This window comes from Streptomyces sp. NRRL F-5122 (genome assembly GCF_001507435.1).
Taxonomy (GTDB): Bacteria; Actinomycetota; Actinomycetes; order Streptomycetales; family Streptomycetaceae; genus Streptomyces; species Streptomyces lannensis.
Genome location: NZ_LMWH01000241.1, coordinates 122945 through 135979, shown reverse-complemented (window position 1 = coordinate 135979; position 13035 = coordinate 122945). Strand labels below are relative to the sequence as shown.

10 protein-coding genes are annotated in these 13035 nt (G+C 69.5%); 6 read left to right on the top strand and 4 right to left on the bottom strand.

The window, feature by feature from the left end; translation table 11 throughout:
- The 3 genes from dnaK to ADL25_RS27105 all read right to left on the bottom strand — a co-directional run.
- The coding region (gene dnaK, locus ADL25_RS27115) for a molecular chaperone DnaK (protein WP_079050595.1) at positions 1-1129 on the bottom strand (1129 nt) is incomplete at its 3' end.
- Between the two features lie 155 nt (positions 1130-1284).
- A complete protein-coding gene (locus tag ADL25_RS27110; protein WP_059130450.1) occupies positions 1285-2010 on the bottom strand; it encodes a low molecular weight phosphatase family protein in 726 nt (241 codons plus the stop codon).
- On the bottom strand, positions 2007-3461 hold the full coding sequence (locus ADL25_RS27105; protein WP_079050594.1) for a polysaccharide biosynthesis tyrosine autokinase: 1455 nt from the start codon (positions 3459-3461) through the stop codon (positions 2007-2009). The genes ADL25_RS27110 and ADL25_RS27105 overlap by 4 nt, the downstream gene beginning before the upstream one ends.
- A gap of 336 nt (positions 3462-3797) precedes the next feature.
- Here ADL25_RS27105 and ADL25_RS27100 point away from each other — a divergent pair, with 336 nt between their 5' ends.
- The 5 genes from ADL25_RS27100 (at position 3798) to ADL25_RS27080 (ending at position 10213) form a co-directional block, all read left to right on the top strand.
- Positions 3798-4385 (top strand): LPXTG cell wall anchor domain-containing protein, encoded by a 588-nt coding sequence (locus ADL25_RS27100; protein ID WP_059130448.1) that lies wholly within the window; start codon positions 3798-3800, stop codon positions 4383-4385.
- A 164-nt stretch (positions 4386-4549) separates the two neighbouring features.
- Positions 4550-5395 (top strand): glutaminyl-peptide cyclotransferase, encoded by an 846-nt coding sequence (locus ADL25_RS27095; RefSeq protein WP_059130447.1) that lies wholly within the window; start codon positions 4550-4552, stop codon positions 5393-5395.
- A gap of 164 nt (positions 5396-5559) precedes the next feature.
- Positions 5560-7827: a (Fe-S)-binding protein gene (locus ADL25_RS27090; protein WP_059130446.1), complete on the top strand. Its 2268-nt coding sequence runs from the start codon at positions 5560-5562 to the stop codon at positions 7825-7827.
- A gap of 248 nt (positions 7828-8075) precedes the next feature.
- A complete protein-coding gene (locus tag ADL25_RS27085; protein ID WP_059130462.1) occupies positions 8076-9278 on the top strand; it encodes a glycosyltransferase in 1203 nt (400 codons plus the stop codon).
- A complete protein-coding gene (locus tag ADL25_RS27080) occupies positions 9275-10213 on the top strand; it encodes an NAD-dependent epimerase/dehydratase family protein (protein WP_059130445.1) in 939 nt (312 codons plus the stop codon). The genes ADL25_RS27085 and ADL25_RS27080 overlap by 4 nt, the downstream gene beginning before the upstream one ends.
- A 207-nt stretch (positions 10214-10420) precedes the next feature.
- On the opposite strand, the gene ADL25_RS27075 is transcribed toward ADL25_RS27080, so the two are convergent.
- Positions 10421-11704, bottom strand: coding sequence for a nucleotide sugar dehydrogenase (locus tag ADL25_RS27075; protein ID WP_267889279.1), 1284 nt, complete (start codon positions 11702-11704; stop codon positions 10421-10423).
- Positions 11705-11967: 263 nt separating this feature from the next.
- On the opposite strand from ADL25_RS27075, the gene ADL25_RS27070 reads away from it, so the two are divergent.
- Positions 11968-13035 carry an NAD-dependent epimerase/dehydratase family protein gene (locus ADL25_RS27070; RefSeq protein WP_063805759.1) on the top strand — a complete coding sequence of 356 codons (1068 nt, stop codon included), beginning with the start codon at positions 11968-11970 and terminating at the stop codon, positions 13033-13035.

The window sequence follows — 13035 nt, the reverse complement described above, 5'->3', positions numbered from 1 at the left end:
CGCCCTTGGTCTCGATACCGAGGGACAGCGGGGTCACGTCGAGGAGCAGGACGTCCTTGACCTCACCCTTGAGGACACCGGCCTGGAGCGAGGCGCCGATGGCGACGACCTCGTCCGGGTTCACGCCCTTGTTGGCCTCCTTGCCGCCGGTCAGCTCCTTGACGAGCTCGGCGACGGCGGGCATACGGGTCGAGCCACCCACCAGGACGACGTGGTCGATCTCGTTGATCGAGATGCCGGCGTCCTTGATGACGTTGTGGAACGGCGTCTTGCAGCGCTCGAGCAGGTCGATCGTGAGCTGCTGGAACTGCGCCCGGGTGAGCTTCTCGTCCAGGTGCAGCGGGCCCTCGGCGGACGCGGTGATGTAGGGCAGGTTGATCGACGTCTCGGTGGACGAGGACAGCTCGATCTTCGCCTTCTCGGCGGCCTCGCGCAGGCGCTGCAGGGCCATCTTGTCCCTGGACAGGTCCACGCCGTGACCGGACTGGAACTGCTTGACCAGGTAGTCGACGATGCGCTGGTCCCAGTCGTCACCACCGAGGTGGTTGTCACCGTTGGTGGCCTTCACCTCGACGACGCCGTCGCCGATCTCCAGCAGGGACACGTCGAAGGTGCCGCCGCCGAGGTCGAAGACGAGAATGGTCTGGTCGTCCTTGTCGAGACCGTAGGCGAGGGCGGCCGCGGTCGGCTCGTTGACGATACGGAGCACGTTCAGACCGGCGATCTCGCCGGCCTCCTTCGTGGCCTGCCGCTCGGAGTCGTTGAAGTAGGCGGGGACTGTGATGACCGCGTCGGTCACCTTCTCGCCCAGGTACGCCTCGGCGTCCCGCTTCAGCTTCTGCAGGATGAACGCGGAGATCTGCTGCGGGTTGAAGTCCTTGCCGTCCAGCTGGATCTTCCAGTCGGTGCCCATGTGACGCTTCACGGAACGGATGGTCCGGTCCACGTTGGTGACCGCCTGCCGCTTGGCCACCTCGCCGACGAGCACCTCACCGTTCTTGGCGAAGGCGACGACGGACGGCGTGGTCCTGGCACCCTCGGCGTTGGTGATGACGGTGGGCTCGCCGCCCTCCAGAACGCTGACGACGGAGTTAGTCGTGCCCAGGTCGATGCCGACCGCACGTGCCATTTCGATTCCTCCAGCTGACTTGAGTGGAACAGGCTCAAGGATGCATGAGGGAACCGGCGACGTCAACAGACCTGAGTCCGGCAGACTCAACTTTTGTCCGACGCCGCACGGCAACCAGGGAAAATCCGCAGGTCAAAGCAGCTGACCCGGGCTCGTCAGACGCTTGCGCCACCGCCCCCCAGAAGCAACGCCAGCCTGCTCACCGCCCGGTCGATCTCCCGGGCGCACTCGTACAGCACCTCGTAGGGCTGCGCCCAGGGGTCGAGGACGTCGTCGTCGGCGGCCGGGACCGGACCGGTCGAGCCCCGGCGAGTGGCCGCGGCGGCCACCACGACGTCGAAGGCGAGTACCGGGGCCACCGCACCGTGGAGGGTGCCCGGGGCCGACGAGCGGGGGGCCGCCGTGTACGGAACCGCGCCGTGCGGGCCGGCCGGTCCGCACCGCTCCCGGGTCCCGCCCGGCACCCCTTCGTCCACCAGCCGCCGCTGCGCGCGCGGCGTCTCCCCGTCCGTCCAGCCCCGCACCCCGTCCACTCCCCCCGCGGCAAGGCGCACGAACTCCTTCAGGGTGAAGCAGCGCCGCATCGCCGAGGGCGCGAGGCGCACGGCCGCCTCCCGGTGCTCGCGTGCGAGCCCGAGCACCAGGCCCGCCCCGGCGACGAGCGGTGCGGTGAGCCGGCGGGCCGTGAAGCCGGAGCCGTCCCCGCCCAGTTTCTCCAGCACCGCCCTGGTCGACCTCTCCATGCCGGGCCGGGGCCGCGCCTCGGTGCCGGCGCTCTCCGGGCGAACGGCCGAGCCGGACGGGAGCCTCGCGGCCAGCAGTCGCTCGGCGAGCACCGAGCGGTGCACATTGCCCGTGCACACGAACAGGACCCGGGTCATGTCTCGCTCGTGTGATGCGGTCCCGAAGGCGTGACGGTCGCGCCCCGCGCGGCCTCGGCACGCGGGGCGGGCAGTTCGCCGTACCGCCCGTAGGCCCCGGCGCCACCGTAGCGACCGCCCTTGGGAACCGGAGCCATGCTGAAGACGGTGCCGAGGACATGGACGCCCACGCGGTCCAGTGACTCCGCAGCGGTGCGGACCTGGTCCCGGCTGGTCTTCGCGGCGCGGACGACGAGCAGTGCGCCCTGGGCGAGCGAGGCGAGTCCCAACGTGTCGGCGACCGGCAGCAGCGGCGCGGAGTCGACGATCACGATCTCGTAGGTGTCCGCCAGTTCGCGCAGCACCTCCTCCATCCGCGCCGACGCGAGCAGTTCCGTGGGGTTCGGCGGTACGGCCCCGCTGGTGAGCACCGAGAGCCCGCCGCCGGACTGCTGCATCACGTCCTCGATGCGGGCCTGGCCGATGAGCACCGTGGTCAGACCGGCGTCCTGGACGAGCCCGAACGTCGGGGCCACACACGGACGGCGCAGGTCGGCGTCGACCAGGCAGGTGGACACACCCGCCTCGGCGAGCGACAGGGCGAGGTTCACGGCGGTGTTGGTCTTGCCCTCACCGGGCACCGAACTCGTCACCACGATGAGCCGGGGCGGGTCGTCGACCTGCGAGAACTGAAGGTTGGTGCGCAGCTTGCGGAAGGCCTCGGCACGCTTGGAGTGCACGTCGGAGGTGACGAGCGGCTTCTTGGGTGCGTTGCGGTCGTAGGGGATGGTGCCGAGGACGGGCAGCGCGGTGAACTGGGTGAGCATCTCACCGGTCTTGAGCGTGGTGTCGAGCGTCTCGCGCAGGGCGACGAGACCGGCCCCGAGCAGCAGGCCGGCGAGCACGCCCGCTGCCAGGTTCAGCACGGGGCGGGGCGAGACGGGAGCGGTGGGTGCGACGGCCTCCTGGGTGACGCCCAGGGAGACGGGCGAGGTGCGGCTCCTCGAGGACTTGCCCGAGCCCGGCAGGCGTTTGGGCGTCTCCAGCCTCTCGACCACCGAAGTGAACCGGTCGGCCACGGCGTTGGCGATGCGCGCCGCCCGCAGCGGCACGGTGTCCCGGACGGTGATGTCGATGAGCACGGTGTTGAGCGGAGCCCGGGCTGTGATCCGGGACGCCAGTTCCTCCGGCGTGGTGTGCAGCCCGAGCTCCTCCACCACGGTCGCGGTGACCTGACGTGTCGTCACGATCTCGGCGTACGACTGCACACGCGCCTGGGAGAAGCTCTGACCCTGATTCAGTTGCGTGGTGTCCTCGCCGGTTCGGGTGGCGACGAAGAGCTGGGTCCTGGCCTCGTAGACGGGGGTGCTCAGAGTGGTCGCGGCGAACGCCGTCCCGATCGCTAGGAGCAGGCAGACCACAACGGTCGGCCAGCGTCTGGCAAGAGCCTTCAGGAATCCGTGGAGATCCAAACTGCACCCCTCATAGACCGATGGAACTACCCGAATTGGTGCGTTCTATTCCCTATGTGCGCAGCCGAACATAGGCAATCGCCCACGTCATCCGGGGGAGGCGGCCCCGGGGTCCCGTCGAACGGACCTGCCTCCGCACGCGATTGCGTCGCCCGGTCGGACCGACGAGACGGGTCATCGAGGTGCAACTGCTACATCATCCGGTGTCTTCTGCACTGATCATGCCAGTCGGCGGCGATATGTCTCATTAATTCATGTATCTAGATCTTGATCCGGCTGACACGACGCAGCCTGACCCAAAGGGAAGCAACAAGAAGTCGAGGAGAGCGAACGAAGATGACGACATCGCCGAAATGGCGGGTCGCGCTGGCATCGGCAGCATCGGCTGCCGTGCTGGTCGCCACACCGCTGACCGGGGCGCCGGCCGCCCATGCGCAGCCGCCGTACCCGCCCACGGGACCGACACTGTCACTCAGCAGCTACACGGTGCGATCAGGGCAGACAGTGTCCTTCACCGCCAGGGGATTCACCCGCCGGCAGCTCGTCACCGCAGAACTGCTGTCGCGCACGATCGTCCTCGGCCGCTACCGGGCCGACCGATTCGGAGCGGTACAGGGGAGGGTGCGCGTCCCGAGGATCGGGTCGGGCATCCACGTCTTCCGGCTCACCGCACTCCACCCCTACCGCCATGTCGCCGTCAACCTTCGGGTGATGCCGCCCCTCGGGCGGCCGGGAGGGGGGCGTCACGGCTGGCACGACGACGGCCGCGGTGGGCGGGGCAACAGGATGGGCCCCGCCGGCAGCGCGCAGAGCCTCGCGAAGACCGGTGACGAGAAGGCGCTGGGCCTGGGCGGCGCCGCGGCCGGGATGATCGCCGTCGGCGGTGGCACGCTGCTGGTCATGCGCCGTCGCCGCAACTCCTGACGGCGGGTCCATGACACAAAGTGACTACCGCACGGCGGTATCCCGGCGTCCCGGCCCCGGCCGGGACGCCGTCCGTGCGTCCGAGGCGGACAAGCCCGGCGAAGGAGCGCCTTCCGTCGTCGCACCGTCCCGATCCATCGGACCGTCGGCCGCGGGCCGGGACCATGCCTGAGCGCGCGCGCCGCACGGCGGCGGCCGGAGTCCTCGCGTGCGGCCTGCTGATCGCGGCGTGCTCCGGAGCGGACCGCACCACGGACGACCGGGTCGGCGGAATCACCGAGTCCACAGGCGACCGGCGCCCGGCCGCTCAGCGGATCGAGCAACTGAAGGTCAAGGTCCTCGAGGCCCTTCCGCACGACCGCAAGGCCTTCACCGAGGGCCTGGAGATCGTGGCCGGCACGCTCTACGAGAGCACGGGGCTCGCCGGGCGGTCCTCCATGCGGGCCGGGCCTCCCGGCCGAAAGCCCGGGGTCCGCAGGACACTTCCGGCGCCCTTGTTCGGCGAGGGCATCTCCGTGGTCGGCCGCACCCTGTGGCAGCTCACCTGGCGGGACGGGATCGCCATCGAGCGCGACGCCCGGACCCTCGCGGAACTGCGCCGGGTCCCCTACCCGGACGAGGGCTGGGGGGCGTGCCTCCAGCGGGACCGGCACCGGCTGGTGACCAGCGACGGCTCGGCACGGCTGGCCTTCCGCGACCCCGGCACGCTGGCGACGAGAGGCGAGGTCACCGTGACGGAGGAGGGCCGGCCGGTGACGGGACTGAACGAGCTGGAGTGCGTGGGCACCGCCGTCTACGCGAACGTGCTGCCCACCGACCGGATCCTGCGCATCGACCCCTCCACCGGAGCGGTGACGGCGAGCATCGATGCCTCCGGGCTGCTGCACGACGACGAGATCGTCGAGGGGTCGGTGCTGAACGGCATCGCTGCCGTCCCCGGGACGGACCAGTTCCTCGTCACGGGGAAGTTCTGGCCCAGAATGTTCCGTGTGGCGTTCGTGCCCGCCTGAGCGGGCAGCACAGCGACGCAGATCACCGCCTGCGCCACTACAGTGCGATGGAAGAAGTGGGTACTCTCGAACGGACTGCATAAGTTACCGCTTAGTAATCTCTCCGCCGGAGTACAGAGGACGTACACCGAGGAGACCCCCTCGCAGGCCCGAGGAGCCCCCAAATGCAACTCGCCGCGATCATCGTGTCGCTGGTCCTGGCCGTGGTCGGCGTGGCGTTGTTCGCCCGAGCCATCGCCCAGATCTACCGCTTCGTGCGGCTCGGACAGAACGTACCCGCCGGCGCCCGCACCGACGATCCCCGACAGCGCACCGTCACCGTGGTCAAGGAGTTCCTCGGCCACACCCGTATGAACCGCTGGGGCATCGTCGGCGTCGCGCACTGGTTCGTGGCGGTGGGCTTCTTCACCCTGGTCCTGACCCTGGTCAACGCCTTCGGCCAGCTCTTCCGGGCCGACTGGTTCATCCCCGTCATCGGCGACTGGGCGCCGTACGAGGTCTTCACCGAGCTCGTCGGCGTGCTCACGACGCTGGGCATCCTCACGCTCATCGTGATCCGCCAGCTGTCGCGGCCGGGCCGCCCGGGCCGCAAGTCCCGCTTCGCGGGGTCCAACATCGGCCAGGCCTACTTCGTCGAGGCCGTCATCCTCATCATCGGCCTCGCGATCCTCACGCTGCGCGGCCTGGAGGGCGCCCTGCACCACGTGTCGGGCTACGAGGCGTCGTACCTGATCTCGTACCCGCTGGTCGCGGCCTTCAAGGGCCTGAGCGTCGGCACGCTGCAGAACGTGGTCTACCTGGTCGCGATGATCAAGATCGCGACGTCCTTCATCTGGATGATCACGGTCTCCCTGAAGACGGACATGGGCGTGGCCTGGCACCGCTTCCTCGCCTTCCCGAACATCTGGTTCAAGCGCGAGTCCGACGGCGGTACGGCGCTCGGCGCGCTGCAGCCGATGACGAGCGGCGGCAAGCCGATCGACTTCACCGACCCGGGCGAGGACGACGTCTTCGGCGTCTCCCAGGTCGAGCAGTTCTCCTGGAAGGGCCTGCTCGACTTCTCCACCTGCACCGAGTGCGGCCGCTGCCAGTCGCAGTGCCCGGCCTGGAACACCGGCAAGCCGCTCTCCCCCAAGCTGCTGATCATGTCCCTCCGGGACCACGCCCACGCCAAGGCCCCGTATCTGCTGGCCGGCGGCGGCAAGACGATGGAGGGCGAGGAGAAGGCGTCCGCCGAGCAGCTCAAGGACGTCCCCGCGGCGGCCCTCGCCGAGGCCGAGCGCCCGCTGATCGGCACCCTGGAGGAGAACGGCGTCATCGACCCGGACGTCCTGTGGTCCTGCACCACCTGCGGCGCCTGTGTCGAGCAGTGCCCGGTGGACATCGAGCACGTCGACCACATCGTCGACATGCGCCGCTACCAGGTCATGATCGAGTCCTCGTTCCCGTCCGAGGCGGGCACGATGCTCAAGAACCTGGAGAAGAAGGGCAACCCCTGGGGCCTGGCCAAGAAGCAGCGTCTGGAGTGGACCAAGGAGGTCGACTTCGAGGTGCCGGTCGTCGGTCAGGACATCGAGGACCTCACGGAGGTCGAGTACCTCTACTGGGTCGGCTGCGCCGGTGCCCTGGAGGACCGCGCCAAGAAGACCACGAAGGCGTTCGCCGAACTCCTGCACATCGCGGGCGTCAAGTTCGCGATCATGGGCGGCGACGAGAAGTGCACCGGTGACTCCGCCCGCCGCCTGGGCAACGAGCCCCTGTTCCAGGAGCTCGGCATGGAGAACGTGGCCGCGCTGAACATGGCCTTCGGCGAGGACGACGAGGACCCGTCGACGAAGAAGCCGAAGTCCGCGAAGAAGATCGTCGCGACCTGCCCGCACTGCCTCAACACCATCGGCAACGAGTACCCGCAGCTCGGCGGCGACTACGAGGTCATCCACCACACCCAGCTGCTGCAGCACCTGGTGGACGAGGGCAAGCTGGTCCCGGTCACCCCGGTCGAGGGCATCATCACATACCACGACCCGTGCTACCTGGGCCGCCACAACAAGATCTACACGCCCCCGCGCGAGATCATCGGCAAGGTCCCCGGTCTGCGCAACGAGGAGATGCACCGCCACAAGGAGCGCGGCTTCTGCTGCGGCGCCGGCGGCGCCCGGATGTGGATGGAGGAGCGGATCGGCAAGCGCATCAACAACGAGCGCGTCGACGAGGCCCTCTCCCTCAACCCGGACATCGTCTCCACCGCCTGCCCGTTCTGCCTGGTCATGCTGACCGACTCGGTCAACGGCAAGAAGAACGACGGCACGGCGAAGGAGTCCGTCCAGGTCGTGGACGTCGCCCAGCTGCTGCTCGACTCCGTCAGGACGCCGGTGGACCCGGCGGGCGAGGCGGAGACCGAGACCGCGCCGGAGCCGGAGCCGGTGAAGTAGCGGGCGCCGCACAGGCATCCGCGGCCGAGGGGCCCACGTCGCAGCAGGCGATGTGGGCCCCTCGGCCGTTCGCCGTGCCGGGGACGGACGACGGCCGGGACCTGTAGGCCGTAGGTGTGCTCTTCCGCCGGTGGGCGGTACGTCTGCGTCGCCTCCCATGCCCCCGCTGCCAGCATGACTGCCTGTCGTGATCATGAATCGCCGCCCGCCTCGGCGGTCGGCCGAGAACGCGGTGAGGCTGAATGGTGATGGCCCGGAGCGACACGGCCGGCCCCGACGACTCCCGTATCCGGGTGATGCGGGTCATCGCCAGAATGAACGTCGGTGGTCCGGCCCTCCAGGTCTCCACCCTGATGCGCGGGCTCGACGACGAGTTGTTCGACCACCGGCTGTACGCCGGGTTCGTGGGCCCGGACGAGGCCGACTACGTGGAGCAGCGCGCCCCCGACGTGCAGGTCTGCCGGGTGCCCACCCTGGGACGGGCCGTGCGTCCCACCGACGACCTGCGTGCGCTGGCCGCGCTGACCGCGGCCATGCGCCGCTTCCGCCCGCACATCGTGCACACGCACACCGCCAAGGCCGGAACCCTCGGCCGCCTGGCGGCGGTGCTCGCGCGGGTGCCGGCGCGGGTGCACACGTACCACGGACACCTTCTGCACGGCTATTTCTCACCGGCGAAGACCCGGCTGGTGGTCCGGGCCGAGCGCAGGCTGGCCGCCGTCACCGACCGGCTGGTGGCGGTGGGGTGCACCGTCCGCGACGACCTCCTGGCCGCGGGCATCGGGCACCCCGGGCAGTACGCGGTGGTACCGCCCGGCACCACCGCGGCCGTGCCCGCACCGCGCGCCGAGGCGCGCAGGAGCCTCGGCCTGCCGGAGGACGGTCCCGTCGTGGCGTACGTCGGGCGGGTCACCAGGGTCAAACGGCCCGATCGATTCCTGTCGGTGGCCCGGGAGGTGCGCCGCGCCGTGCCGAGCGCCCGGTTCCTGGTGTGCGGGGGCGGAGATCTGCACGGTGAGCTGGAGACGGCGTCCGACCTGAGCGATTCGCTGCATCTGCTGGGCTGGCGCGCCGACGTGGAGACCGTGTACGCGGCCGCGGACCTGGTGCTGCTGACGTCGGACAACGAGGGCATGCCGGTCAGCCTGATCGAGGCGGGCCTCGCGGGCCTTCCGGCGGTGGCGACCAATGTGGGCAGCGTGCCGGAGGTGGTGCGGGACGGGCACACCGGTCTGCTGGCTCCTCCCGACGCCGGGGAGCTCACCCGCCACGCCGTCCGGCTGCTGCGCGACGACCGGCTGCGCCTGCTCATGGGGCAGCAGGCCCGCACCTGGACGGCGCAGCGCTTCGGGGCCGAGCGCCTGGTCCAGGACACCCATGACCTCTATGCCTCCATCGCCGTCGCACGCGGCTGGTGGCCGACACCCCTGACGAAAGGTGCGAACCGATGAAGGTCGTAGTGACCGGCGGTGCCGGGTTCATCGGAGCCAACCTCTGCCGAGAGTTGATCTCCCGGCGATCCGTCGGCAGGGTCGTCGCCCTGGACGATCTGAGCACCGGGTCGGCGGCGAATCTGGCGGGCACGGGTGCGGAGCTGGTCGAGGGGAGCATCCTCGACCGGAACCTGCTCGAGGACGTGGTGGACGGGGCGGACGCGGTGGTGCATCTGGCCGCCCGGCCGTCCGTGCCGCGCTCCCTCGCGGATCCGTTCGCCACCCACGAGGTCAACGCCACCGGCACCGTGCGGGTGCTCGAGGCGTGTCGCCGCCACCGGACCCAGTTGGTCGCCGCGTCGTCGTCCTCGGTGTACGGCTCGGTCACCGCTCTGCCCAAACACGAGGGCCTGCCGACCCGTCCGCTCAGCCCCTACGCCGCCAGCAAGCTCGCGACCGAGTCCTACGTGCTCTCCTACGGTCACGCCTTCGGCCTTCCGGCCCTCGCGTTCCGCTTCTTCAACGTCTACGGCCCGCTGCAGCCGGCCGGACACGCGTACGCGGCGGTCGTCCCGTCCTTCGTCGACGCGGCGCTGCACGGCCGGCCGCTGACGGTGTTCGGGGACGGTCACCAGACCCGCGACTTCACCTATGTCGGAACGGTCGCCCGGGTGCTCGCCGACGCCGTCCTGCGCAAGGTGACCTGTGCCGACCCGGTGAACCTGGCCTTCGGCACCCGGGTCAGCGTGCTGGAACTCGGCCATCACCTGGCCAAGGCGCTGGAGATGGCGGTCGAGTTCCACCATGAGCCACCGCGCCGCGGTGACGTGCGGGACTCCCAGGCCGACGACGGGCTGCTCCGCGGTCTCTTCGCGGGCGTCGAGGCGGTTCCCCTGGAACAGGGGCTGGCCGAGACCGTGCGGTGGTTCCGCTCCCTGCCCGAGTACGCGTAGCGGCGGGCGTGGCACGGGGCTCTCACGGCCTCACCCGCCGGGGACCGGACGCACAGGACGCCGGGGAGAGGAGGCGGGCCACCGTGGTGGCCCGCCTCCTCTCCCCGGCGCTCAGAACGCTGTGGGCGATCGGGGGGCCGGTGCCCGCCGCTGCCGTGTGACCGGTTCAGGGGCGGACACCGGCCTGCTCGGACCGGGTGGGGCCGATCAGAGAATCTCGACCCTCTCGCCCCGGCAGCGGTTGCGGGTGTCGAGCACGTACGCACCGGCCCGTTCGACGAGCGCGTAGTCGAAGGCGTCGTGGTCGGTCGCGACCACGATCACGTCGGCGGAGCGGATCTCCGCCTCGGTGAGCTCGACGCGCGTGATGTCCAGGGGCACGAGGTACGCGTCGGTGTGCGGCTCGGCCACGACCAGCCGGGCTCCGAGAGCGAGCAGCGACCTGGCGAGGACGAGGGCGGGCGACTCCCGGATGTCACCGGTGTTCTTCTTGTAGGCCAGGCCCAGTTGGAGAATGCGCGCGTCCTTGACCGACTTGCCGCGCTCGTTCAGTCCGCGGGTGACCCGCCGGACGACATGGTCCGGCATGTTGTCGTTGATCTCGTTGGCCAGTGCGATGAACCGGAGGTCCCGCTTCAGCAGCCTCTTGACCTGCCAGGACAGATAGGAGGGGTCCACCGGCAGGCAGTGCCCGCCCACCCCCGGGCCAGGCCTGAACGGCATGAATCCGAACGGCTTGGTGGCGGCGGCCTCGACGGCCTCCCAGATGTCGGCGCCCAACTGCCGTGACACCATGGCCATTTCGTTGACCAGGGCGATGTTGACATGACGGTAGGTGTTCTCGAGCAGCTTGGTCAGCTCAGCCGTACGGCAGGAGCTCACGGGCACGGTGCGCTCCACGATGTCGCCGTAGAAGCCCTCGATCCTGCGCAGTGACGCGGCGTCGATCCCGGAGATCACCTTGGGTGTGTTCTCCAGGTGCCAGTCGGGGTTCCCGGGGTCGATGCGCTCGGGGCTGTAGCCGAGGTGGAAGTCGGCCCCCGCACTCAGGCCGCTGCCCTGCTCCAGCAGTGGGAGCAGCAGGCTCTCGGTCGTGCCCGGATACGTCGTGGACTCCAGGATCACGGTGGAGCCGGGGGTGAGGTGCGGGGCGATGCTCCGTCCGGCACATTCCACGAAGCTCAGATCCGGCACACCCTCGCGCAGCGGCGTCGGCACCGTGATGACACACACGTCGAGGCCGTCGATGTCCTCGTACTCGGTGGTGGCGCGGAAGCGGCCACTGTCCGCGGCGGCGGCGAGACGTGCGTCGCCGATGCCCTCGATGTAGGAGTCACAGGCCCCCAGGCGTTTCACCCGCAAATCGTCCGTGTCCACGCCGACGACCGAGTACCCCGCCTCGACGGCCCGCACGGCCATGGGTAGGCCCACATAGCCCAGCCCTACGACGATCAACTTTCCCTTGTCACCGGCATCGTCCTTCTGACGCACACTCACCACTCCGATAGTTTTGGGGAATCCGCATATTCCACCCCCCCATTCATGCACGAGTGACGGCTCCCTCGGAGCCCTGTGGAATGTGTCCGCCCGGCGTCACCCTGATTCCGTAACCAGCGGACGCGCCGAAGGGGCCATATTGACCTGACGAGGTTTCAGATTCGGCTACTCATTGCATAGGTGAACCTTGGCTCGGCCATCGATCGAGCTGTGCCGGAACCCCGTCGCCATCTTCCGAAACCGGAGTGAAGCCGCTCATGGATCGTAGTTCGAATTACCTGGTCACCGGAGGAGCCGGCTTCATCGGCTCCCATCTCGTGGACGCCCTGCTGGCCCATGGACACAGCGTTGTGGTCCTCGACGACCTCACCACCGGGCGGACGGAGAACCTCGCCAAGGCGCAGCAGAACCCGAGTCTTCGTTTCCACCGCGGCTCGGTCCTGGACACATCCCTCGTCGACGAGCTGGTCCGGGAATGCGACGTCGTCGTCCATTTGGCCGCCGCCGTAGGGGTCAAACTCATCGTCGAGCAGCCGCTGAAGTCGTTCATCACGAACACAAAGGGCACCGAGAACGTCATCGAGGCAGCACAACGGCATGAACGCAGGATTCTCATCACGAGCACGTCGGAAATCTACGGAAAGAATTCATCCGGACCGCTCAACGAGAACTCCGACCGCGTTCTCGGCAGTCCGTCCGTCGCCCGGTGGTCGTACAGCACGGCCAAGGCGGTGGACGAGATCATGGCCGTCCTCTACCACCGGGAGCGGGGGCTGCGGTCGACCGTCGTGCGGTTCTTCAACACCGTGGGCCCCCGCCAGAGCTCCGCGTACGGCATGGTCATCCCGCGGTTCGCCCGGCAGGCGGTGCGCGGGGAGCCCCTCACGGTCCACGCGGACGGCCGGCAGAGCCGCTGCTTCCTGCACGTCTCGGACGCCGTCGCGGCACTGCTGCTCCTGCTCGAGCACCCGGACACCGTCGGAGAGACCTTCAACATCGGTGCGGCCGACGAGATCAGCATCCGCGAGCTCGCCGAGCGGATCATCGCCCAGGCCGGAAGCGTCTCAGCGCTGGAGCACCTGTCGTACGACGAGGCCTACGGGCCGGGCTTCGAGGACATGGAGCGGCGCGTCCCCGACACCGCCAAGCTGCGCGCCCTGACGGGCTGGCAGCCCCGGCACACCCTGGCCGACGTCCTCGCGGACGCGATCGCTGACGCCCGGGCCGAGTTGCGGGGCGACCGGTCCGCCCAGGTGCCCAGCACCCCGGAGCAGCGCCTTCCGATCTGCGGACCCGTTGCCGGGACCGCTCTGGCGGGACGGTGA

Bases quoted from the DNA above. Each gene is read 5' to 3' on its own strand.
- ADL25_RS27110 (WP_059130450.1), bottom strand. From the start codon at position 2,010: ATGACCCGGGTCCTGTTCGTGTGCACGGGCAATGTGCACCGCTCGGTG.
- ADL25_RS27100 (WP_059130448.1), top strand. From the start codon at position 3,798: ATGACGACATCGCCGAAATGGCGGGTCGCGCTGGCATCGGCAGCATCG.
- ADL25_RS27095 (WP_059130447.1), top strand. From the start codon at position 4,550: ATGCCTGAGCGCGCGCGCCGCACGGCGGCGGCCGGAGTCCTCGCGTGC.
- ADL25_RS27090 (WP_059130446.1), top strand. From the start codon at position 5,560: ATGCAACTCGCCGCGATCATCGTGTCGCTGGTCCTGGCCGTGGTCGGC.
- ADL25_RS27085 (WP_059130462.1), top strand. From the start codon at position 8,076: ATGGCCCGGAGCGACACGGCCGGCCCCGACGACTCCCGTATCCGGGTG.
- ADL25_RS27080 (WP_059130445.1), top strand. From the start codon at position 9,275: ATGAAGGTCGTAGTGACCGGCGGTGCCGGGTTCATCGGAGCCAACCTC.
- ADL25_RS27070 (WP_063805759.1), top strand. From the start codon at position 11,968: ATGGATCGTAGTTCGAATTACCTGGTCACCGGAGGAGCCGGCTTCATC.